Raw genomic sequence first — 22,033 nt, 5'->3', positions numbered from 1 at the left:
ACGCACCCCAGAACCGACCAACCCCCACCAAGCGCGAGCGAACAAAAAAAGTGCACCTCAAAACCCCGGAGCAACACCAGTGGCGACCCTGAAGGACGTTGCGGCCCTAGCCGGCGTTGGCATGTCCACCGCATCGCGTGCCATCTCCGGCCGCGGACCTGTCTCCGCCGATGCACTCGCACGCGTGCAAGCCGCCATCGCCGAGCTGAACTTCCGGCCATCCTCAATCGGCCGCGCGTTGTCAACGCAATCCCTCGGCATGATCGGCATCTTCGTGCCAACGTTCTTCGGCCCGTACTACGGCACCATCCTCAAACAGACCGACACGGAGCTGCGCAAGGTCCATCGCCACGTGGTCGTGGCAACAGGCTGCGGCGACGACTCCCCCCGCGACCAGGCAATCGAAGCCGTGCAATTCCTGATCGGCCGCGACTGCGATGGCGTAGTCGTGACCAGCCACGACCTCCACGACGACGACCTCATCAAGCTCCACCACATGCATCCGAAAATGGTGTTCCTCAATCGAGACTTCGCACAGATGCCGGAAGCATCGTTTTGTGCAGATCATCATCGCGGCGGGGTGCTGGCAGCGCAGACGCTGCTTGCGCACAAACACAAGAAAATAGCCGTGATTTCAGGGCCTTTTCAAGCGTCCGACAATCAGGCACGGATCACCGGTTTCTTCGACGAACTCGCGCGCAACGGCATCGACCGGGCCGAGGTTCAGTTGATCGAATCGGACTTTTCACCAGACGGCGGATTTGACTCGGTGAAGGACCTGCTGGCGTCGAAGAAAAAATTCACCGGACTGTTCTGCGCCAACGACACCATGGCCATCGGCGCGTTGTCGTGCTTGCAGCAAGCAGGCATCTCGGTGCCGGACGAGATGTCGGTAGTAGGCTACGACGACGATTACTCCGCCGCGTTCTCCGCACCGGGCCTGACATCGGTCCACATCCCGACCGCCGACCTCACGCAAAACGCCGTTCGATGGCTGCTCAACGCGTGCTACGGGACTGCATACACGATCTATCGCGAGTTTCCCGTGACGGTCACGAACCGCGCTTCCGTTGCCGCTCCACGCAAAACAAATGCGCTTCTGAAGTAGCGTGAGGTGACGTCGGCGCCGCGCTCAAACGCCTTCTTGCGCGCGTCGCAGACGTTCGCGGCTATTGATCAAATGCAGCCGCATGGCGGTACGCGCCGAGTCCGCGTCGCCTCGCTCGATGGCATCGCAGATCTGTTCATGCTCGCGGTTCACGCGCGTCAAATAATCCGCGTACTGGTCGGGCGGAATCTGCGTGGCGGTGAGGCGGGTACGCGGGATCATGTGGGTACCAAGGTGCGTCATGATGTCCACGAAATAGCGGTTGCCGGTTGCCTGCGCAATCTCGAGGTGAAAGCGGATATCGGGCGATATGGTCCCGTTCGCTTCGCCCACGTTGCGCTCGAAGTCGCTCAGCGCGCGCCGCATGGCCGCTATACGCGCGGTATCGCATCGCGCCGCGGCCAGCCCGGCGCTCTCGGTCTCCAGGCTGATGCGTAGCTCGAGCACGGCGAGGGCGTCGATGGAACCTGCCACGTCCGCAGGGTCGAGCTGGAAGAGCCCCTTGCCCGGCGCCTCGCAGACGAAGGTGCCAATGCCATGCCGCGTCTCCACGAGTCCGGCAGCCTGCAGCTTCGACAATGCCTCACGGACAACCGTGCGGCTCACGTTGAAGCGCTGCACCATCTCCGCTTCGGTCGCGAGCCGGGCACCCACCTTGAGTTCGGCAGTCTCGATCTGCTGACGCAGCGCATCGACGAGTTCAGTCGTCAGGCTACGCCGCACATGAGGGTAGGCCGGGGTTTCGAAGACGGCACGAGTCGGTCTCTGCACGGCTACCTCGGTTGGGATAATGTTTCACCAAAGTTGACAAACGGATTTGCGAATGATTATATGCACGCTGTAGTCATATGACAACGTACAATAAAAGATGAAATCAAGCGGTGATCCGACCGAAAGGGGCACGAAAGCTCCCGGTAGCCGCGCTTATTGGAGACAGGCTGACATGGCCACTCAAGATCACGTAGTTCCGTTCAAGCGTTTGTTGCTGACCGGCGCAGCCGGCGGCGTAGGCAAAGCCATTCGTTCGCGCTTGAGCGCATTCGCGGACAGGATCAGGGTCTCGGATCTGCCGGCTGCGCTGCCATCGGACGCGGCGCCGCACGAAGAAGTCATCCCTTGCGATCTCTCGGACAAGCAGGCAGTCGACGCCCTGGTTGCGGGTTGTGACGCGGTCATCCATCTCGGCGGCGTATCGGTGGAACGGCCCTTCGAAGAAGTGCTGGAAGCCAATATCAAGGGGGTTTACAACCTCTACGAAGGCGCCCGCCGGCATGGCCTCAAGCGTGTCATCTTCGCCAGTTCCAATCACGTCACCGGGTTCTATCGGCAGGACGAGAAGATCGACGCGCATGCGCTGCGTCGTCCCGACGGTTACTACGGCTTGTCCAAATCGTTCGGTGAAGACGTGGCCCAGTTCTACTTCGATCGCTACGGAATCGAGACGGTGAGCATCCGGATCGGCTCGGCGTTTCCGGAGCCGAAGGATCGCCGGATGATGGCGAGCTGGCTCAGCTACGACGACCTGCTCGAGCTCCTGCAACGCAGCCTCTTTACACCGGATGTCGGCCATACCGTGGTCTACGGGATGTCAGACAACAAGGTCACATGGTGGGATAACCGGTTTGCATCGAAGCTCGGTTTCGTGCCGCGCGACTCGTCGGAGCCCTTCCGGGCGAAGATCGACGCGCAGCCGGCGCCTGAGCCCGGCAGTGCCGTTGCGGTGCTGCAGGGCGGGGCGTTCACCACCACCGGACCGTTCGAATGAAGTGGGGAATTAAGTTGGAGAAGAAGTTGAAATAAGGCCGCCAGCCCGGTAACGGGCGGCGCCGCGCGCGGGCGGGTGGGGACGAACGACTGCGCCATGCATGTACAACCTAGACCTTGCTGCGATGACTTTTTCTCTCGATTTCAGCCCGCTGCTTCCGTACTGGCCCGTCTTCCTGAAAGGCGCCTGGCTGACGTTGAAGATGACGACCGTGGCGGTGTTTTTCGGTGTGATCCTGGGTACGCTGGTCGCCTTTGCGAAGCGCGGCAAGAACCGGCTTTTATCGTGGCTCTGCTCGATCTATATCGAGGCCGTGCGCAACACGCCGTTTCTCGTGCAGATATTCCTGCTCTACTTCGGGCTTGCCGGCTTCGGCGTGCGCATGCCGACGTTCACGGCCGCTGCGCTCGCGATGGTGATCAACATCGGCGCCTATGCAGCCGAGATCATTCGTGCAGGCCTTGAATCGGTGCCGCGCGGGCAGATCGAGGCGGCTGAATGCCTGGGGCTGTCGCGCTGGCGGATCGGCTGGCATGTGATGCTTCAACCGTCCATCGAAAAGGTCTATCCCGCGCTGACCAGCCAGTTCCTGTTGATGATGCAGGCCTCGGCGATCGCGTCGCAAATCTCCGCGGAAGAGCTCACTGCAACGGCCAATACCGTGCAATCCGATACCTTTCGTTCGCTCGAAACCTACATTGTCGTGGCGCTGTTGTATCTCGCGTTATCGCTGCTGATCAAGCTGATTGCGTGGGCCGTCGGCGAGGTCGCGTTCAAGCGTCGGCGGGTCATGCGCCAAGCTGCGGAACGGGCTGGCAAGCCGGTGCCGGATAAAGGACGGATCGATACGGTGATCCCCGGAGGTGCGGCATGACCGGCGGCTTCACGACGGCACATCTGTTTTATCTCGTGCACTCGATCTGGTGGACGCTCGTGCTCTCGGCGCTCGCGTTCGTGCTGGGCAGCATCGGCGGCTTCGGCGTGATGCTCGCGCGCATCTCGCCACGCCGCTGGCTTAGCCGCCCGGCGATGGTGTATATCGAAGCCATTCAAGGCATTCCGCTGCTGATCCTGCTGTTCATCGTCTACTTCGGTTTGTCCGTGTACGGCTTCCAGGTGCCGGCGCTGGTCGCGGCCGGCCTTGCGCTGATGGTCTACACCAGCGCGTATCTCGGCGACATCTGGCGCGGCTGTATTAACGCCATGCCCAAGCCTCAATGGGAAGCCGCCGAATGCCTGTCATTGACGCGCTGGCAGACCTTGCGCCTCGTGATCATTCCGCAGGCGCTGCGTCTCGCGCTGCCGCCAACGGTGGGTTTCCTGGTGCAGGTCATCAAGATGACATCGCTTGCTTCGGTGATCGGTTTTGTTGAATTGACCCGTGCCGGCCAGATCATCAACAACTCGATATTTCAGCCGTTCCTCGTGTTCGGGCTGGTCGGGGCCTTCTATTTCGTACTGTGTTATCCGCTCTCGCGCTGGAGCCAATCGATGGAGAAAAAGCTCAATGTCGGCAATCGTTAAGCTCGGGGACGTCTATAAGAGCTTCGGCTCGAATCAGGTGCTCAAGGGCGTGTCACTGGAAGTGGCCAAAGGCGAAATGATCGCCGTGATCGGCGCAAGCGGTTCGGGAAAGAGCACAGCACTTCGTTGTATTGACCGTCTGGAAACCATCGACCGGGGCACGATCGAGGTATGCGGCATTCGTGTCGATGACCCGAAGGTGGACCTGCACCAGTTGCGCCGCGAAGTGGGCATCGTATTCCAAAGCTACAACCTGTTCGCGCATCTGACCGTTGAAGAAAACATCATGCTGGCGCTGCGCCACGTGAAAAAACTCGGACGCGATGAAGCGCGCCGCGTCGCCATGAAGGTACTCGACCAGGTCGGCCTCGCGCAAAAAGCCGATGCCTACCCGGAGCAGCTTTCAGGCGGACAGCAACAGCGTGTGGCAATAGCGCGTTCGCTCGCGATGTCGCCGAAGGTCATGCTGTTCGACGAGGTAACGTCCGCGCTCGATCCGCAACTGACCGGCGAAGTGCTGCGCGTGATGGAGGATCTGGCGAAGGACGGCATGACCATGTTGCTGGTCACGCACGAGATGGCGTTCGCCAAGCGCATGGCGGACCGGATCATTTATATGCACCAGGGCAAGGTCTGGGAAGTGGGCAGCGGCGACATGCTTGACGCACCGCAGACACCCGAGTTGCGAACGTTCCTGAATAACGGCCTGTAGCTTTTAACTAGCAGCACAAGTCTGAATAAATTTTGAACCGACCAGAAAAATGGAGACTGCTTTGAAGACAAACCGATTCATCATGCGCGGCTGCGTGGCCGCTTTGTTGCTCGCAGGCGTAGCGCACAGCGCGATGGCCGACCAGCTCGACGACATCAAGAAAGCAGGCAAGATCCGTGTGGCGATTGCAATGGGCACGCCGCTCTTCAGCTACGCCGATGCCAACCTTCAACCGGCAGGTTCCGATGTGGACACGGCCGTGGCGTTAGCGAAAGACTTGGGCGTGAAACTCGAACTCGTTCAGATCACGAATGCAGCGCGCGTACCGACCTTGCAAGCCAAGCGCGCGGATCTGGTGATCGCGGATTTGTCGATCACGCCTGAGCGCGCGAAGGTCGTGGACTTCTCGATTCCCTATGCGGTCATCACGATCATCGTAGGCGGCACGAAAAACGTGAGCGTCAGGAATTACGATGACCTGAACGGCAAGACAATCGGCTTGACGCGTGCCACCGTCAACGACACCATCACGACGCAGTTGGCAAAGGGCGCACAAATTCAGCGCTATGAGGACGACGCGACGCTGATTACGTCGGTGGTGACGGGGCAGGTCGACATCTTCTCCAGCACACCGTCGAACCTCGCCGAAATGGTCAAGCGCGCGCCAAACCGCAATCTGGAACTGAAGTTCCCGCAGAAGGATTTCGACTTGGGTATTGCGATGAGCAAGGACGAGCCGAAGCTCAAGGAATGGGTCAATAACTGGGTGAGCACGAACCAGAAAAGTGGCGCGCTCAACACGATCTACAAGAAGTATCACGGCCGCGATTTGCCGGCGAGCGTGACGAAGGGATAAGCTTTAATGGCATGAAAAAAGGGCATCGCGATGTTGACTGCGATGCCCTTTTTATTTGCTCAATCTCAGATCGTCAGCCAGCCGGCGTCTGACCGATTTCGTGGTTGGCCAGAACCTCCAGCGCGCGAACCATGCCTGAGTGATCCCAGGCTTTGCCGCCATGCGCCACGCAAGCATTGAAAAGCGCCTGACATGTCGCGGTGTTGGGCAGCGACACGCCAAGCGACTGCGCCGTCGAGAGCGCGAGGTTCAAATCCTTCTGATGCAATTCAATGCGGAAGCCCGGATTGAACGTGCGTTTGGTCATGCGTTCGCCGTGCACTTCCAGAATGCGCGATGACGCAAAACCGCCCATCAATGCAGTACGCACTTTCTCTGCATCGACCCCGGCTTTGGACGCCAGCAACAACGCTTCGCCGACCGCTTCGATCGTCGCCGCGACGATCACCTGATTCGCCAACTTGCAGACTTGCCCCGCACCAACTTCGCCGATCAGCGAGACGTTTTTTCCCATCATGTCGAAGAGCGGTTTCACGCTGTCGAAGGTGGCTTGCGAGCCGCCGGCCATGATCGTGAGCGACGCGGCTTTAGCGCCGACTTCTCCACCTGATACGGGCGCGTCCAGATACTCCGCGCCACGTTCGCGCACCTTCGCCGCGAACTCGCGGGTCGCGATGGGCGAGATTGAGCTCATGTCCACCACGACCTGACCCGCGCGCAACGCGGCGACCACGCCGTTTTCGCCGAACAGGACACGCTCAACGTCCGGCGTATCCGGCACCATGATGAAGATCACATCCGATTGCGCCGCGACCGCGGCCGGGCTGTCACATGCAACCGCGCCAGCCTGGGTCAGCGTGTCCGGCACGCCGCTACGCGTGAACGCCGTCAGCGCCACGCCGTTCTTGATGAGGTTCTCGGCCATGGGTTTGCCCATGATGCCAAGACCGATGAAGCCTGCTTTTTGCATGTCTATCTCCACAAGTTGTCGGGGTGCTTTTGCTTGCGTCCTGCTTGCATCAAGCTACGTCTGCATGAAATGTTTCTGCACGGCTTGCGCCGCATTCCTGAGAAGGCCCATGTCGGCACAAACGGCGATCACCTGGCAGCCCATCGACAAATACCGTTCCGCTTCGGCCTGCACCGGAGCCAATGTGCCGCTTGCCTTGCCTGCGGCGCGGGCTCGATCGAATACGTGCGCGATGGCCTTCTGTACATCCGGGTGATTCGCATTACCGAGGTGTCCATACGATGCCGCAAGATCCGACGGGCCGAGGAACACGGCGTCAACGCCTTCGACGGCAAGGATCTCGTCGATCGCTTCAACCGCCTTCCGGCTTTCGATCTGCACCACGACGCAAATATTGTCGTTCGCGGTGCTTAGATAGTCGCTTACAGTCCCGTAACGGTTTCCTCGATGACCCACCGATACCCCGCGAATTCCCTGCGGCGGATAACGCGTCGCGGCGACGGCGCGAGCCGCATCGGCGGCGCTGTCGACAAAAGGGATCAGGAAGTTGAAGAAGCCGCTGTCAAGCAGCCGTTTGATTATCACACTGTCATTAGCTGGCGGCCTCACCACGGGGGCGCTGCGGCTGTCCTTGAGCGCCATCAACTGCGGAATGAGCGTAAGGACATCGTTGGGCGCGTGCTCAGCGTCGAGCAGGATCCAGTCGAAGCCCAGCACGCCGAGCAGTTCGGTCGTAATAGGGCTGCCGAGCGAGGCCCAGCATCCAATTTGCGTTTCGCTCTTCAAGACCGATTGGCGAAACGTGTTGGGCAACGGCTGGTAAGGCTGGTGCGGCGAAGACGGTGTCATGGCTGGGCTTCCTCTGGCTTGACGCCTTGAGTTGGACGCCGAAATATCCCGGCAATCTCATACGTTATCAGACGTCATATTACATCGTGGCTTTTCGGAACTGCAAGTGCGTTGGCGATGAAAAGGCCGGTGACGCAGATTCGCCTACGATACGCGCGAAGTTGTTGTAGTGATCGACGTGAGGCCGAAGGCATGCATGCCAGTATTGAAGTGACAAACCTTCTGCCATCAAGAGTCAAAACCGTGTTGCCACGCGTATAACCGGTATTTGCAAAATCTCCGTCCAGTCCAGCATCACTCCCGCCAGAGCCTTATAAAACAAGGCTTTGCGGCGCCTGGCTGCAATCTGCGTCGCCCACTTGCTCGGCTAAACTTATCCACCCGCACGCCGTAAGGAAAGGGTCGGCACGGGCCGATGTCATCGCGCGAAGCGGCGCATCGTATGGAGATTCGATGAAAACAGCGGTAAGCATCAAGGCATGGCTCAGTATCCTGGTGGCGGCTTTCGCCATCATGTTGGCGGCCACGGGCGGCTACAGCATCTACGCGGCGCGAACGGCGGACGCATCCATGCGCGCGCTCTACATGCAGGACACCGGTGGTCTGGACCTGCTCGCCAAGGACACGATCCGCTTGCTGATCGCGCGCACGGCGTTGCAGGACTACGATCCGCGTGCGGGCAGTGCGGCGTCGTTCGCGTTGCTGCGTGACGCTCGAGGCGCAATCGAAGGCGCGGATGCCGCATGGAAAGCGTTTGCAGTATTGGCTAGCGGACACGAAGAGCAAACGCTCATGCAGACCGCGGACATTGCGCGCAAGCAACTCGTGCAGCAGACGTTGCTGCCGGCAGTGGAGGCGCTGGAATCGAAGCGCGCGAGCGATGTCCGCGAGTTCAACGAGAACCAGATCAAGGACGCATTCAGCACCTACGATGCCGCGCTGCAGCCGCTTGTCGCCATGGAATTCGAGCACGGCAAGACGCGCTTTGAATCATCGCAACAACGCACCCGCACGGTTACGTGGATTGCTTCAACGCTGCTTGCGGCCGGTCTTGTGCTGGCGTTCTTCTCCCGTGTTGCGTTGGAGCGGATCGTGATCGTGCCGCTGCGTGCAGCGGTCGACGCATGCACGGAGATTGCCGGCGGCAACCTGGCAACTCGGCTAAACGCGCGCAGGCACGATGAAATCGGCCGCCTGATAGAAGGCTTATCGACGATGCAACGCGGCTTGAGCACGATAGTCGGCGGCGTTCGCAACGGCACGGAACAGATGGCCGTGGGAACGCGCGAGATAGCGTCGGGGAATATCGACCTGTCGCAACGAACCGAGGAACAAGCGGCATCGTTGCAAGAAACTTCAGCGAGCATTGGCCAACTGACGAGCACGGTGCGCCAGAACGCCGACAGCGCCCGGCAAGCGAGCGGCCTCGCGCAAACCGCATCGGCAACAGCGGGTCACGGCGGTCAGGTCGTAGCCGACGTGGTGTCGACCATGGACGGTATCAATAGCAGTTCGAAGCAAATATCCGAGATCATCGGCGTGATTGAAGTGATCGCGTTCCAGACCAATATCCTTGCGCTCAACGCAGCAGTTGAAGCGGCGCGTGCGGGCGAACAAGGCCGCGGATTCGCGGTGGTCGCAAGCGAAGTGCGCGCGTTGGCTCAGCGTTCGGCCGGGGCAGCGAAGGAGATTCGCGAACTGATCACCACGTCGGTGGAGCGTGTTGGCAACGGCTCGGTGCTGGTTCGGAACGCGGGCAGCGCGATGAGCGACATCATTATCGCGGTAGGCAGGGTCACGGACATCATGCGGGAGATCACGGTGGCGTCGGAGGAGCAGACCACCGGTATCGAGCAGGTCAACGTGGCGATCGCGCAGATGGACCAGGTGACGCAGCAAAACGCGGCGCTGGTTGAGCAGGCGGCCGCAGCGGCGGCGTCGCTGGAAACGCAGGCAGCGCAGATGAACGCGGCCGTCGCGCTTTTCAAACTGGCAGAAGTTTAGCGAGACGCGTAGCGGCGTCAGGCATCCGCAAGGGTCTCGGGCCAGCGGTTCTCTTCAACGCAATTCGATGTCGGCACACGCCTGGCCCAACCTTCTGCCTGCAACATGGGTTCGTCGTAGAAATACTCCACATGCCCGATGCACAGGATGGCAACCGGCTTGGCGTTTGGAGGCATATGCAGCAGCCGTTGGACTGCCTCCACGTCGAACAGCGACACCCAACCCATGCCGAGTCCCTCGGCGCGTGCGGCCAGCCACATGTTCTGGATCGCGCACGCGACCGATGCCAGGTCCATTTCCGGCAGCGTCCTGCGCCCGAAAATATGACGCTCGCGATTTTCCATCAAGCCGACGACCACGACCTCGCCGCAGTCCAGGACGCCCTGGACCTTCAGCCGCATGAATTCGTCGCTGCGTTCGTTGAGCGCTTCGGCGGTGGCGCACCGCTCGGTTTCCACGACGTCATGCAGCGCGGTGCGCAGGGTCCGGTCGGTCACTCGCACGAAGCGCCAGGGCTGCATGAAGCCGACGCTCGGCGCATGGTGCGCGGCGTCGATCAAGCGCGCCATTTGATCGCCGTCGACGGGGGCGTTGGTGAAATGCCGCATGTCGCGGCGTTCGTGGATCGCGCGGTAGACCGCGGCAATCTCGGGTTCGGAAAAGCGCTTGAAGGTCGAATCAGTCATACATCCATGCTTAAAAAAGTGCCCTAGGGGCGAACAACCGGTGAAGGACGGGACCACGCACCACGAACGCGCCTCGATGTCGCTATACGCCATATCGGCGTCGCCTTCCGATAAATCCTCAGACCTCGCGCTGCCGTTATCTGATCAATCGACGCTTGATTCCAGTGGTTCCCTTCACGGTTCGCCCCAGATATCCGGAGGATACAGACCTGTTGCGCCGCGTACTACCGCGACGCAGTGGGGACTAGCCCTTATGCGCAAACACATGACCATTCGCGGCGGCCTGGTCGCGACGATCTCCATTTACACCGTCTTGCTCATTGCGGTCATCGCGGTGGGCATCCTGGGTTTGTACGGCAGCAATTCAGCGCTCAGGGAGATGTATCGAGACGATACAGCTTCCGTGCTGCACCTTAAAACCAGCTCGGAGCGCTTGCTGTTGCTGCGCGCCGGATTCGGCGAAGTCGAGCAACTGATTAGCGCCGGCAAGCCCGCCCAGCGCGAAATTGCCCGTCAGCATGCGCTTCTAAATGAGAGCAACAAGGAACTGGACGCTTTCCGGAAGCTTCACGCGCCGTTGCCGGCGGAGAAGGCGCTTATCGATGCAATGCAGACGCGGCGCGACCAACTGCTCGCCCAGGTGTTCCAGAAGGCGCTGACCGAACTCGATCAGGATAATCTGGTCGATTTCCTCACGACTCAGCGGGAAGCGCCGCCCGCGCTCTTCGCCGATTATCAAAGCGCGCTGACCGCGCTGGAAAATTTCCAGGTCGAGCGCCAGAAAGCCCGCTTCGACACCACCGATGCACGTTTCGAAGCCATGCTCTGGACCCTCGGCGCGGCCGCGGTCGTGGCCCTCGTCATCGGCTTTTTCGCGCAGCGGATCTTGACCCGGGCGATCGTGCGGCCGATCGATATGGCCGTCGATTATTTCGGGCGGATTTCGGCCGGTGACCTGACCAGCACTGTGACGGTCCAGCGCAACAACGAGATGGGCTACATGCTCAATGCATTGAAGGGCATGCAGGAAGGGCTTGCACAGACGGTGCGCAAAGTGCGTTCGAGCGCGGAGACAATTGTGCGGGACGCGCATGCGATCTCCGGCGGCAATCTCGATCTGTCGGCGCGGACGGAGCAGCAGGCTGCGTCGCTTCAGGAGGCGGCATCGAGCATGGAGCAGTTGACCGCGACCGTCAGGCAGAACGCCGACAACGCGCGCAACGCGAGCGAGCTGGCGGCGGGTGCATCCGACATTGCGCTGCGTGGCGGCGATGTAGTGAACCGCGTGGTCGCGACCATGGACGCGATCTCGGGCAGCTCGGACAAGATCGTCGGCATTGTCGGCGTGATCGAAGGGATCGCGTTCCAGACCAACATCCTCGCTTTGAATGCGGCCGTGGAAGCTGCGCGGGCAGGCGAGCAGGGCCGGGGTTTCGCAGTCGTGGCAAGCGAGGTGCGAAGCCTGGCGCAACGTTCGGCATCGGCGGCTAAAGAGATCAAGGAGTTGATCGGTACGTCGACGTCGAGCGTGAAGGACGGCAGCCAACTCGTGGCTCATGCGGGCGCGACGATGGTCGAAGTCGTCGAAGCGGTCAGACGCGTCAGCGCGATCATGGCGGAGATCAGCCTTGCTTCCGGCGAGCAGACCACGGGAATCGAGCAGGTCAACGTGACGGTGGCGCAAATGGAAGAAATGACGCAGCAGAACTCGGCGCTGGTGGAAGAGGCTTCTGCGGCGGCGGTGTCGCTCGAAGAGCAGAGCCGGCAGTTGAACGACGCGGTGGCGTTGTTCCGTCTGACAGCCATTGCGTGACGATGCAGTTTTGGCCGTTTCGCACTGCGCGGTGAGGGATCGGTGGCTTACCGAGAAAGAGCGGGCGACCTTACATCTTGTCTATACATATTAAAAAATATGCATTGATGTAAAGCGACGTGCTTGTCAGGAAAAACCGACTACAACCTATTGATTTGAAGTTACTTTGGCTTGTATAGCCTGATTTTTTACTAACAATGAGTTACGGGTAAACATCGATAATCACAGACTTGTCTATACATATTGATTCCCCTACAGTCACACTGAATCGCGAATTGCCGTCTCGCGCGACGACGGTTTGAAAGTGAAAGAAGCTGGCGATACGCAGTTGATGCGACGCCACTGACTCGAGGGAATTTATGTCCGTATCAAAGAGTGGCGCCATTGCGGAACGCCGCACCATCGACTACATCCCCGACGCCGAACGCCATGGCGGTCTTCTCAGCCAGTTCACGCTATGGCTTGCAGCCAATCTCCAGATCACCGCGATCGTGACTGGCGCGCTGGCGGTCGTGCTCGGCGGCGACGTGTTCTGGTCCCTGATCGGCTTGATGATCGGACAGCTCATGGGCGGCGGTGTGATGGCGCTGCACGGAGCCCAGGGTCCGCAACTCGGACTGCCGCAAATGATATCGAGCCGCGTGCAGTTCGGCGTGTACGGCGCGGTGATTCCCATCGCGCTGGTCTGCCTGATGTACGTGGGCTTCTCGGCGAGCGGCTCCGTGCTCGCGGGACAGGCCGTCGCGCAGTTGCTGCACGTGGACGACGCAGTCGGCATTATCGTTTTCACAGCGGTGATCGTCGGCTTTACGGTATTCGGGTACCGCGTGATTCACGCGATTGGCCGCGTCGCCAGCGTGATCGGTGTGCTGGCATTCGTGTACATGTTCGCGCGGCTGCTCACCGGTCATGACATTGGTTCCTTGCTTGCCAACCGGCACTTCACATTGAGCAGCTTTTTGCTCTCGATGTCGCTGTCCGCCTCGTGGCAGATTGCGTTTGGCCCGTACGTTGCCGACTATTCTCGCTACTTGCCTTCGTCCACGTCGCCGCGCAAGTCGTTCTGGGCCATCGGACTTGGTTCGGTGATCGGCGCGCAAGTGGCCATGGTGTTCGGCGTGTTCGCTGCCGCGCTCGCTGGCAAAGAGTTCTCTCATCACGAGGTGTCGTTCGTCGTCAGCCTCGGCGGGAGCGGGGCCATAGCCGCGATGCTTTACTGTGTCATTGCGTTCGGCAAGATCACGATTACGACGCTGAACGCGTATGGCAGCGTGATGTCGATTGCGACGGTGGTCAGCGGCTTTCGCGGTGAGCAGCGTCTGTCGACGCGTAACCGCGCGGTCTACATTGTCGCCATGGTTGGACTTGCGATGGGCCTCGCGCTCGCCGGACGTCACGCATTCCTAAAGGAATTCTCATCGTTCATTTTGTTTCTGCTCGCGTTCTTTACGCCGTGGAGCGCGATCAACCTGGTGGACTATTACTTCATTACGAAGGATCGTTATGACGTCCCCGCGCTTTACGATCCCGATGGCCGATATGGTCGCTGGAACGTGACCGGTATCGTGGTGTATGCAATCGGGGTGCTCGTGCAACTCCCCTTCATTTCGAGCGCGTTTTATACCGGATCGCTGGTGGACAAGCTCGACGGCGCCGACATTTCGTGGATCGTCGGGCTCGCGGTACCGGCTCTGGTGTATTACTTTGCCGCTCGCCACAAGGCACACGCCGCGCCCGCGCATTTGATCCTGCCTGCCCAGCCGACGTCTCAAGCGAAGTAGCGGAGGGCGCGGGTTCGGCAGCCCCTCGCGCGCTAGAGAGGAACGTCCTGGATCAAGGCCGAATTTACCGCGCGAATCCGACGGTCAACAAAGTAACCTCCGCCTTCGGTGTATCGAAGATAAACGCGGCTGCATTGCGTGCATTGCCACACGGTGCAGCGGTTATACGGAAAAAAACGCGGAGCGATGGGCGCCTCGGGGGACCAATAATCAATATTGCCCGGCAAGTGCTCCTGATAACCAGGCTCAGGATCGTCGTCCGCGATCAGCGTACCGATTTCCTCAAGGCGCTGTTCGTCGAGAGAAACCGGCTGGGAGTTCCAGCCGTCAAGCGGCGTGCGTGTGCAATTGCAAGGCCCTGCGGCTAGCGACTTTGCGTGCAATGCGATTTTGACGAGGGCTGAAGCATCGAGATAATTTGGCATCGGGGATCAGGCGGGCGCGGCGGCGTTCATGTTGTGTGGTCGCTATAGAATGCCAGATTTTCTCGCTAAGCCGGCAGTCGACACTCGCTAAAGCGCCTTTCACCTTATCGCTCATGACCAGTGCGCCGGTACCCAGACGTTGCCGACCCAATGAGCCGGTACCCATACGACAGGGCGCGGCGCAGGCGTCATGTACACAACGCGCGGAGCAACGTACACGCGCGGCGGCGGGGGCGGTGCATAGACAACCGGAGGCGGCGGCACATAGACGACAGGGGCAGGCGGCACATACACGACCGGAGGCGGCGGCACATACACGGGCGGAGGAGCAACCACCACCGGCTTGGGCGCGACGACGACCGTCGTGCCGCCCGTGGTGACGACGCCCGTGGTGGTCACCACTCCGCTTGTTGTTACGGTGTGGCCGTAGGTACCTGTTGCGCTGGCCGAGGTCGTGACAACGCCCGGCGCAACCCGCGTTGCCGAACCTGAGTGATAGACGCTCCCACCGTCCGAACCGGTCACTGTGCCCGAACGGGAGCACGTAGCGCCCGCGCAATTCGCCGATGCCGAATGATCGATCGTGTTGCCGTTCGATCCGGTGATCGACCCGGACGATGAATACTGGCCCGGAGCGTTTCTCGTCACGTCGCCGGATGTGGAGGCCGTCTTGCCGTCCGGTCCGGTGAGGGTGCCCGTGTGCGAGCAGGTGCCGCCCGCGCAGTTGGTGTCGCCGGCGTGTTGCACGGAATTGCCATAGCGTCCGGTCGCGGTGCCCGAATTCGAAAACTCGCCCGGCGCGTTGCGGGTGACCGTACCCGTGTTGGACGCGAAGCCACCGTAGGGGCCGGCGACGCCGCCTGCATGCGAACAGCTGCCGCCGCCGCATGAGCCGTAGCGGGCACCGTTATAGGTGCCATGCGATGTGTAAGCGGCGCCGTGTTGCGACCAGGCGAAAGCTGAAGCGCTGCTGAGGGCCAGCATGGCGACGGTTGCGGCAAGCACGAGTTTGCGCAGGGCGCCGCGTACGGATGCGGTAGTCGGGGGGACGAACGAGCGAGTATTCACACAATCTCCGATTTGGTTCGAGGCCACTTCGATCACTGCGGCGTGGCGATGAACGGACTATAGGAGTGCGCGAAATTTTTATCATCAACGAAGATATGTCACGCGGTGTCACCGCGGCGGAGGCACGCCAGACGGGGGTTTCCGAGCGGACGAAATGCCCCGTGACATATTTCGACATGAATTGTTGCGTGTGGAAACCTCACGCCGATGCGCGTGGTCTTGAGGTATTTTTCTCACGATGAACACGGCAAGCATAGCCAAGCTTGATCTCAGTCAACGGTCAAGGGCCGCAAAAGCGCGCAGTGGTCCTGATGATTAATCGACCGGACACCATCGGCCAGAATCCGGGCACACGTTGGCCTTCGCGCCGTTCACCCGGATTTGCTCTTCGTCGAGTTGCATCGAGGTCGAAGGGTCGACGTCGAAGGTAACTTTAAGCGCGTTCCCAACATGGGCATCTTCAATTGGAAGCTCCCAGGTCAGGAATATCTGCGTCCAATCCCGGTCAGGCGCGAAATCGGCCGCATTAAAACCGCTGCTGCCGCGTTGGATGACGCCATGAGGCTGGCCGGTGTCGAATATCACAACAGTCCCCCGGGTCAGGGGAATTCGATGGCCCGCGGAGGGGAAATGCAAGTCCAGGCCCTTGTCTTCGCTCATGAAGAGATTGCAAAAGGCCGCGCCGCCATATTGCGCACCGTCATGATGGTACTTGGCTCCTCGGCAGGCCATGAGCGCTACGTCGCTTTCTGCAAGTACGTCACCCAGTCCGAGCGCGCAGGTCCAGTCGGACACCGCCCCAACGCAACGCTTGTAGTCCGGCCAGCGCATGAGCGATCGAGCCAGAGGCATTGCTTCGACTTCCCCGGCTTCGAGATCCATGCGCGACGATGTCTCGCGTTCCCAATCTGCAAGCAGACGCGCGGGGGGCACAGGCACGTCGACTGTGCCTGTTAGCACGATGTCGCTTACGGGCCGGCTACGGATGACATCGCCACTCCAGAAATAGGAGGTGAGCAGGTCTCGCACGCGATGCTGTAGAGGAGGGGAATTCATCCAGGGCATTGTAATTGGACTGCCAGGCGAAGCGGCGCGCTATTGCTCGCGCTTAGGCGGTTGCGGATTGTTTGCGGGATTAGTGTCGATCTTGACTACTCGCTCGATTCCGGTGGCCGCTGCCAGCGCTAACAAGTCAGTTTGCAGCAGATCTGCGATCGCTCCGGGATACACCTCTTCACCCTCCGAATAAACGGTGAAGGACCGCAGATATTTAGCTTTTTTCTCAGGATTTTCGATTGTCTCCTTGGTCCATTGATAAAGCGGATATTTTTCCGGGCCAAGTCTTTCCGCTTCATTGACATAGTCGAAAAATGCGTCGAACTGGCATTTCAACGAAGCGGCATGCCGATGCAGTAAATCACTTAGCGCAGGGGGCATCCGCTGTGGATCTCCACGCAAAATGGCAGCGGCCTCGGGTGAGACCGTGATTCTGATCTGAAATAGCCATGCGTCATTCGTCGTCATCGCACTTTCGCCTTTATTCCGCCGTCACTCCGTCATCACTCCGCCGTCGGCCACGCCAGGTGCGGCGACGTCCAGTCCAGTTCACTTCCAACAACCATCACTCGCGCGTCGCACGTGAACGCCATGGTCACGCCGACCGACGCGCGCCCGCTGGTCAGCGATAAATACGGTTGGCAGAACACAGCCTTTCCCATGTTCGCCACCGCCTTCCAATAATACGGCCGATGATCCCATCGTCCCGATTGCGCCGCGAACAACGGCCCGAGCCGGAAGTCCACGCCCGATTCCGCGTGGCCGGTAATTTCCTGCCCCAAAAGGCGCCCGGTATCGTCGAGGACAAAGCAGCGTTTGCACAGGTCCATCTTCGCCATGGGCGCGATGGCGTCTTCCACCGTAGCGCCGTCCGTCAACGCCGTCGCCGCAGTGGTGAGTATGCCGAGATACGGTGCCAACTGCGCTTCGAAGCGCGCGGTGCGCACGGCGCGGCCTTCGGCAATGACATCGAATGCGTGATCGATGCGCCGTGTGACCGCCGTCGCTGAGGGCAGCGTGGCGCTCGGTCTGCCCAGCAAGAACCCTTGAGCAAAATCGACGTTGGATTCCACCGCCAGGATGAGCTCCTCGGTCGTCTCGATGCCCTCCACCACGACCAGCATGTCCGCCCGATGCAGCAGCGAAACAATGGTGGGAAGCAGCGGCTGATCCGAGGCACGGCTCTTCGCGCGAATCAGCGCGCCGTCGAGCTTGACGAAGTCGGGCTGGATGCGCAGCAGGCGGTCGAGGTTGGAGTGACCCGCGCCGAAGTCATCGACTGCAATGAGAAACCCGCAGCCGCGATACCGCCATGCGGCGAGCGCAAGCTCCTCGACGCCCACGCCTTCGGATTCGAGAATCTCCAGCACCACTCCACGCGGATCGAGTCCTGCTTCGAAGACGATAGCGGCCAGCGTCTGCTCATAACCCGGCTGGATGAAGGTGGACGGCGCGACGTTCAGGAAGAGCCAGCAATCATCCGGCAGACGCTTGCGGGCGTTCGCGAGATGGAGATGATGAGTCAGCGAATCCAGGTCGTTGATACCGGGATTCGATTGCGGAGCAAATAGTTTATCGGGCTGCAGCGGCGTGCCATGGCGGTCGAAGCCACGAAGCAGGGCTTCGAATCCGACCTGCTTCTGATGCGACAAGCTGTACACCGGCTGGTAGTGGGTGAACAAATCGAACGCGCCCCAGCGGGTGGCAACGACCGGCTCCTCATCGACCGGAGTCTCGGTGTCCTCATCCAGCGCCGTGGCGCGTACGCGCTCGACCCGCCGCGCTTGCTCGACGAACACCCGGTTATGGCCCGCGTGTTTCGCGCGCAATAGCGCTTCATCGGCGCGATCGAGCAACTCGGTGGCGGTCTCGTTCGGACGGCGATGCGCTACGCCAAAGCTGGCGGTGAGAAAACCATCGGGCCGGAGTATCGATGCAATGAGGATACGCAGCGTGTCGGCGAGCCCGGTCGCGCGATCCGGAGCGTTTGCCTTGATAAGGATCGCGAACTCTTCGCCGCCCAGCCTGCCGACCACTGCGTGGGCAGGCACAGCGTCATTCAGGACTTTGGTGACATCCAGCAGCGCTTCGTCGCCTCGCACATGGCCGTACTGGTCGTTCAGGGACTTGAAGCGATCGATGTCCAGGAAGATCGCGCTGACGACTTCATCGTCACCTTTCGTCTCGCTCAGCATTTGTCCCGCCTGCTCGAGAAAAGCGCGCCGGTTCAGGAGCTGGGTCAAGGGATCGGTTGCAGCGAGCGCCCGTAGTTTCTCTTCGAGCAGGAAGTGGTTAAGCCGGAACCAATAAAAGCCGAAATGGAACGCGGTCGCTGTCGGGATGCCAATAGCCACCCACATTGCGCATAGGACATAGTCGTCGTGCGTGAAGGGCGCGGCCATGACGAAGGGCAGCCCGGCGAGGTAGAACGCGATCGTTCCCAGGATGAAATGCCGCGGCGTCAGCCACAGCGGCGCCGCACAAATAGGGATGACCATGCCGGCGGGCAGCATCCAGAAGAGCGGCTTTTCCACGCCTTCGACATTGATCACAATCCCAATCTGCAGGATCACCACATAGAGCACGCCGATCAGGCCGAACAGGAACGTGGACGGCGCCTTGGGGATGGCCGCGACCAGCAGCAGCAGGGCGACTGCGCATGTCAGGCGCGGCCAGAGCGGTAAGTCGATACCCGTTACGTGGGCGCGGGCGATGACGAAAATCAGGAACGCCACCACGGTAAAGGCCATGGTGACCGTCGATAACGGCCGTTGCTGATCCATTGAACGGCGGTGGAAACAGAGCCGAAGCGCAGGCTTGATGGTTGGCGGGAGCAGGGCGTTGAGCATGTTCTCGGGTTAGTTTTAGCAGCCTCATTCGTTGACGATGGCTGTCGGCTGTGTCGGGCCGAATTGTTTGAACTACCGTAGATATTTAAATCACATGATCCGATTATCGTCGGATGAAACGGATTGTCTTACTAGGCGTGACCGGGCTCAAGTGAATGTTTATTCAACCGTATTGTTTTGCCAAATAAAACCATGCGTGCCGTTCGGGCTGGGCTGTCCAGTATTCCAGACAACCCGAAATCGCATTGAATCGGCAATTAGGACCGGGTGATCTTGGTGTGGCGTGGTGCGCCGCACAACCTGAAGCTCCCATAAGACTAGCCGCGTGGCGATTCCCGCCGCGTCCGAAAAGATTCATGCCCTTAATTTAGGTCAATCCTGGCGGCTGGTTGCGAGCTGTCGGCGAGCACCCGGCCCCACGTCTCGAACGGGTCAAATTCGTGTATTCATCTAGACGTCTTGCAAGCGTCACCGCGACGTCATGTTGTGTTCCTAGAATCGCTCTCGACGCTGAAAAGCTTTGACATGCGAACGCGAGGACACCATGGATGCAATTCACATTGAACGTCTCTGCAAGACGTTCAATAACGGCCGCAAGGCACTCGACTCCATCGACCTGAAAGTTGCTGAAGGCGAAATGATCGCGCTGATTGGTGCATCCGGTTCAGGGAAGTCCACGCTTTTGCGGCACATCGCCGGCTTTACGGCATCGGACCCGGCGCCCTCGCATGTCACGCTGCTTGGCCGGCCGATCCAGCAAAACGGCAAGGTCGCGCGCGAGGTCCGTCGAATCCGCCGGGATGTCGCGTTTGTTTTTCAGCAGTTCAATCTCGTGGGACGTCTCACCGTGCGCACCAATGTGCTGCTTGGCGCGTTGTCGCGGGTGCCGTTGTGGCGACGTCTTATCGGCCGGTTTCCGCGCGTGGAGCATGAGCTTGCGATGGCGTCGCTCAGTGCAATGGGAATTGGAGATCACATCAACGAGCGCGCCAGCACGCTGTCCGGCGGTCAGCAACAGCGCGCCGCGCTCGCGCGTGCGCTGGTGCAGCGAGCGCGCATTGTGCTCGCCGATGAACCTATCGCGTCGCTCGACCCTGAGTCGTCGCGGCGTGTGATGGAGCTGCTTCAGTCGCTGAACGAGGATCACGGTTTGACCGTGGTGGTGTCCTTGCACCAGATCGACGTAGCGATGAAATATTGCGCGCGCACCGTCGCGCTACGCGACGGCCGCGTGGTGTACGACGGCCCGTCCGCCAGCCTTACGCCCTCTCTTTTGCGCGACCTATATGGCGCGGCGGCCGAAGAGCTGCTGACCGACCCGGAGAGCACGTTGCGCGACGTGGAGAAGCTTGCCGAGCGTGCCGTGGATCGGGCGGCTGCGCGCCCGGAAGGTGCGTCGGCCCGCTCAGCCGCGTTCGCGTCGGCGTCCGCCACGAGCTCCTGAAGGCTTGCCCTCATTGTGTCTTTGAATCTCCCGCTTTGAACACTCCTAAACCTGGACTTATTCGATGAAATCAGCCCGTTTTCTTCTGGCCGGTGTGGCCCTTGCTGCCTGTTTTGTCACGCAGGCGGTACGCGCCGAAACGCTTAACCTAGGCATTATTTCGACCGACAATTCGTCCGCGCTCAAGCAGCGCTGGCAGCCGCTGATCGACGACCTGAACAAACAGACCGGTCTCGACGTCAAGCCGTTCTTCGCAACCGACTATGCCGGCATTATCGAAGGCATGCGCTTTAATAAAGTGCAGATCGGCTACTTCGGCAACGCCTCCGCGATCGAAGCGGTGGATCGCGGCAATGGCGAAGTGTTCGCGAAGGTGAAGTACAAGAGCGGCGAAGCGGGTTATTACTCGCTGCTGATCACGAACGTGAACAGCAAGTGGAAGACCGTCGACCAGGTGCTAAAAAACACGCACGACATCAACCTTGGTTTCGGCGATCCGAACTCAACCTCGGGCACGCTGGTGCCGTCGTATTACCTGTTCGCGAAGAACGGCATCTCGGTGCGCAGCGACTTCAAGAGCGTGCTGCCGTCGAGCCATGAAGCGAACATGCTTGCTGTAGTGAATAACCGTGTCGACGTGGCGACGAACAACACCGACATGGTCGAGACGCTGAGGCAAAATCACCCTGATTTGCTCAAGCAGGTGCGGGTATTGTGGAAGTCGCCGCTGATTCCGTCGGACCCGCTGGTATGGCGTCGTGACCTGCCGCAAGCGACCAAGGACAAGCTGCGTAACTTCTTCGATCACTACGCGCAGAGCGATCCGCGCGAACAAGCGATCATGGCGGGTATCACGGGCTTGTCGGGCTTCACGGATTCCACCGATGCGCAGCTCATCCCGATCCGTCAAATGGCCTTGTTCCAAAAGAAGCAGCAGGTTCAGAACGACGAACATATGTCCGACTCGGACAAGAAATCGCAGATCGCGGCGCTCGACCAGAAGCTCGCGCAACTGGATAGCGTGGCGGCGAAGTGAAGCACAACGCCAACGCCTTTTCCCTCAATAGCGCGCGAGAGGGTTCGCTGCCGCTGAAGCTCGAACTGGGGCAGCCCAAGCGAAGCT

General features: G+C 60.3%; 19 protein-coding genes and 1 pseudogene. 11 read left to right on the top strand and 9 right to left on the bottom strand.

Features of this window, described 5'->3' with window-relative positions:
- The first annotated feature begins 79 nt into the window (after window positions 1-79).
- Complete coding sequence (locus ACSQ83_RS18140; protein WP_436229094.1) at window positions 80-1,108, top strand: LacI family DNA-binding transcriptional regulator; 1,029 nt, start codon at window positions 80-82, stop codon at window positions 1,106-1,108.
- A 24-nt stretch (window positions 1,109-1,132) separates the two neighbouring features.
- Here the strand turns inward: ACSQ83_RS18140 and ACSQ83_RS18135 are convergent, their stop codons facing one another.
- Entirely contained in the window at window positions 1,133-1,879 is a 747-nt protein-coding gene (locus tag ACSQ83_RS18135; RefSeq protein ID WP_414953284.1) for a FadR/GntR family transcriptional regulator, read from the bottom strand.
- A 172-nt stretch (window positions 1,880-2,051) separates the two neighbouring features.
- Between ACSQ83_RS18135 and ACSQ83_RS18130 the strand changes: the two genes are divergently transcribed.
- From ACSQ83_RS18130 to ACSQ83_RS18110, 5 genes are all read left to right on the top strand, one after another.
- Entirely contained in the window at window positions 2,052-2,873 is an 822-nt protein-coding gene (locus ACSQ83_RS18130) for an NAD-dependent epimerase/dehydratase family protein (RefSeq protein WP_436229093.1), read from the top strand.
- Window positions 2,874-2,997: 124 nt separating this feature from the next.
- On the top strand, window positions 2,998-3,747 hold the full coding sequence (locus ACSQ83_RS18125; RefSeq protein WP_436229131.1) for an amino acid ABC transporter permease: 750 nt from the start codon (window positions 2,998-3,000) through the stop codon (window positions 3,745-3,747).
- On the top strand, window positions 3,744-4,397 hold the full coding sequence (locus tag ACSQ83_RS18120; RefSeq protein WP_436229092.1) for an amino acid ABC transporter permease: 654 nt from the start codon (window positions 3,744-3,746) through the stop codon (window positions 4,395-4,397). The genes ACSQ83_RS18125 and ACSQ83_RS18120 overlap by 4 nt, the downstream gene beginning before the upstream one ends.
- A complete protein-coding gene (locus ACSQ83_RS18115) occupies window positions 4,381-5,109 on the top strand; it encodes an amino acid ABC transporter ATP-binding protein (protein WP_213768409.1) in 729 nt (242 codons plus the stop codon). Before ACSQ83_RS18120 ends, ACSQ83_RS18115 begins: the two co-directional genes overlap by 17 nt.
- 82 nt (window positions 5,110-5,191) lie before the next feature.
- A complete protein-coding gene (locus ACSQ83_RS18110) occupies window positions 5,192-5,965 on the top strand; it encodes a transporter substrate-binding domain-containing protein (protein ID WP_436229130.1) in 774 nt (257 codons plus the stop codon).
- 73 nt (window positions 5,966-6,038) lie between these two features.
- Here ACSQ83_RS18110 and ACSQ83_RS18105 read toward each other — a convergent pair.
- Window positions 6,039-6,953: pseudogene (locus ACSQ83_RS18105) on the bottom strand (2-hydroxy-3-oxopropionate reductase); the annotation flags it as partial.
- 36 nt (window positions 6,954-6,989) lie between these two features.
- On the bottom strand, window positions 6,990-7,784 hold the full coding sequence (gene garL, locus ACSQ83_RS18100; RefSeq protein ID WP_436229091.1) for a 2-dehydro-3-deoxyglucarate aldolase: 795 nt from the start codon (window positions 7,782-7,784) through the stop codon (window positions 6,990-6,992).
- 453 nt (window positions 7,785-8,237) lie between these two features.
- Between garL and ACSQ83_RS18095 the strand changes: the two genes are divergently transcribed.
- Complete coding sequence (locus ACSQ83_RS18095) at window positions 8,238-9,788, top strand: methyl-accepting chemotaxis protein (RefSeq protein ID WP_436229090.1); 1,551 nt, start codon at window positions 8,238-8,240, stop codon at window positions 9,786-9,788.
- Window positions 9,789-9,805: 17 nt separating this feature from the next.
- Here the strand turns inward: ACSQ83_RS18095 and bluB are convergent, their stop codons facing one another.
- Window positions 9,806-10,474 (bottom strand): 5,6-dimethylbenzimidazole synthase, encoded by a 669-nt coding sequence (bluB, locus tag ACSQ83_RS18090; protein ID WP_436229089.1) that lies wholly within the window; start codon window positions 10,472-10,474, stop codon window positions 9,806-9,808.
- 253 nt (window positions 10,475-10,727) lie between these two features.
- Between bluB and ACSQ83_RS18085 the strand changes: the two genes are divergently transcribed.
- Entirely contained in the window at window positions 10,728-12,287 is a 1,560-nt protein-coding gene (locus ACSQ83_RS18085; RefSeq protein ID WP_436229088.1) for a methyl-accepting chemotaxis protein, read from the top strand.
- A 359-nt stretch (window positions 12,288-12,646) separates the two neighbouring features.
- Window positions 12,647-14,068, top strand: a complete 1,422-nt coding sequence (locus ACSQ83_RS18080) for a purine-cytosine permease family protein (protein ID WP_436229087.1) — start codon at window positions 12,647-12,649, stop codon at window positions 14,066-14,068.
- Window positions 14,069-14,100: 32 nt separating this feature from the next.
- Here the strand turns inward: ACSQ83_RS18080 and ACSQ83_RS18075 are convergent, their stop codons facing one another.
- The 5 genes from ACSQ83_RS18075 to ACSQ83_RS18055 all read right to left on the bottom strand — a co-directional run bounded on the left by ACSQ83_RS18075 (window position 14,101) and on the right by ACSQ83_RS18055 (window position 19,466).
- Complete coding sequence (locus ACSQ83_RS18075; protein ID WP_436229086.1) at window positions 14,101-14,493, bottom strand: hypothetical protein; 393 nt, start codon at window positions 14,491-14,493, stop codon at window positions 14,101-14,103.
- Window positions 14,494-14,604: 111 nt separating this feature from the next.
- Window positions 14,605-15,477, bottom strand: coding sequence for a hypothetical protein (locus ACSQ83_RS18070; RefSeq protein WP_436229129.1), 873 nt, complete (start codon window positions 15,475-15,477; stop codon window positions 14,605-14,607).
- Between the two features lie 399 nt (window positions 15,478-15,876).
- A complete protein-coding gene (locus tag ACSQ83_RS18065) occupies window positions 15,877-16,617 on the bottom strand; it encodes a hypothetical protein (RefSeq protein WP_436229128.1) in 741 nt (246 codons plus the stop codon).
- A 39-nt stretch (window positions 16,618-16,656) separates the two neighbouring features.
- Window positions 16,657-17,085, bottom strand: coding sequence for a hypothetical protein (locus ACSQ83_RS18060; RefSeq protein WP_436229085.1), 429 nt, complete (start codon window positions 17,083-17,085; stop codon window positions 16,657-16,659).
- A gap of 35 nt (window positions 17,086-17,120) precedes the next feature.
- Window positions 17,121-19,466, bottom strand: a complete 2,346-nt coding sequence (locus ACSQ83_RS18055; protein ID WP_436229084.1) for an EAL domain-containing protein — start codon at window positions 19,464-19,466, stop codon at window positions 17,121-17,123.
- A gap of 544 nt (window positions 19,467-20,010) precedes the next feature.
- On the opposite strand from ACSQ83_RS18055, the gene phnC reads away from it, so the two are divergent.
- Together phnC and phnD are read left to right on the top strand one after the other, a co-directional pair.
- Entirely contained in the window at window positions 20,011-20,910 is a 900-nt protein-coding gene (phnC, locus tag ACSQ83_RS18050) for a phosphonate ABC transporter ATP-binding protein (RefSeq protein WP_436229083.1), read from the top strand.
- Window positions 20,911-20,974: 64 nt separating this feature from the next.
- Window positions 20,975-21,946 (top strand): phosphonate ABC transporter substrate-binding protein, encoded by a 972-nt coding sequence (gene phnD, locus ACSQ83_RS18045; RefSeq protein ID WP_436229082.1) that lies wholly within the window; start codon window positions 20,975-20,977, stop codon window positions 21,944-21,946.
- Window positions 21,947-22,033: the final 87 nt, after the last annotated feature.

This window comes from Caballeronia sp. LjRoot29 (assembly GCF_964252755.1).
GTDB lineage: Bacteria > Pseudomonadota > Gammaproteobacteria > Burkholderiales > Burkholderiaceae > Caballeronia.
This window is presented reverse-complemented; position numbering and strand designations above follow the sequence as displayed.

Bases quoted from the DNA above. Each gene is read 5' to 3' on its own strand.
- ACSQ83_RS18130 (WP_436229093.1), top strand. From the start codon at position 2,052: ATGGCCACTCAAGATCACGTAGTTCCGTTCAAGCGTTTGTTGCTGACC.
- ACSQ83_RS18125 (WP_436229131.1), top strand. From the start codon at position 2,998: ATGACTTTTTCTCTCGATTTCAGCCCGCTGCTTCCGTACTGGCCCGTC.
- ACSQ83_RS18120 (WP_436229092.1), top strand. From the start codon at position 3,744: ATGACCGGCGGCTTCACGACGGCACATCTGTTTTATCTCGTGCACTCG.
- ACSQ83_RS18115 (WP_213768409.1), top strand. From the start codon at position 4,381: ATGTCGGCAATCGTTAAGCTCGGGGACGTCTATAAGAGCTTCGGCTCG.
- ACSQ83_RS18110 (WP_436229130.1), top strand. From the start codon at position 5,192: ATGCGCGGCTGCGTGGCCGCTTTGTTGCTCGCAGGCGTAGCGCACAGC.
- garL (WP_436229091.1), bottom strand. From the start codon at position 7,784: ATGACACCGTCTTCGCCGCACCAGCCTTACCAGCCGTTGCCCAACACG.
- ACSQ83_RS18095 (WP_436229090.1), top strand. From the start codon at position 8,238: ATGAAAACAGCGGTAAGCATCAAGGCATGGCTCAGTATCCTGGTGGCG.
- bluB (WP_436229089.1), bottom strand. From the start codon at position 10,474: ATGACTGATTCGACCTTCAAGCGCTTTTCCGAACCCGAGATTGCCGCG.
- ACSQ83_RS18085 (WP_436229088.1), top strand. From the start codon at position 10,728: ATGCGCAAACACATGACCATTCGCGGCGGCCTGGTCGCGACGATCTCC.
- ACSQ83_RS18080 (WP_436229087.1), top strand. From the start codon at position 12,647: ATGTCCGTATCAAAGAGTGGCGCCATTGCGGAACGCCGCACCATCGAC.
- ACSQ83_RS18075 (WP_436229086.1), bottom strand. From the start codon at position 14,493: ATGCCAAATTATCTCGATGCTTCAGCCCTCGTCAAAATCGCATTGCAC.
- ACSQ83_RS18070 (WP_436229129.1), bottom strand. From the start codon at position 15,477: ATGCTGGCCCTCAGCAGCGCTTCAGCTTTCGCCTGGTCGCAACACGGC.
- ACSQ83_RS18065 (WP_436229128.1), bottom strand. From the start codon at position 16,617: ATGAATTCCCCTCCTCTACAGCATCGCGTGCGAGACCTGCTCACCTCC.
- ACSQ83_RS18060 (WP_436229085.1), bottom strand. From the start codon at position 17,085: ATGACGACGAATGACGCATGGCTATTTCAGATCAGAATCACGGTCTCA.
- ACSQ83_RS18055 (WP_436229084.1), bottom strand. From the start codon at position 19,466: ATGCTCAACGCCCTGCTCCCGCCAACCATCAAGCCTGCGCTTCGGCTC.
- phnC (WP_436229083.1), top strand. From the start codon at position 20,011: ATGGATGCAATTCACATTGAACGTCTCTGCAAGACGTTCAATAACGGC.
- phnD (WP_436229082.1), top strand. From the start codon at position 20,975: ATGAAATCAGCCCGTTTTCTTCTGGCCGGTGTGGCCCTTGCTGCCTGT.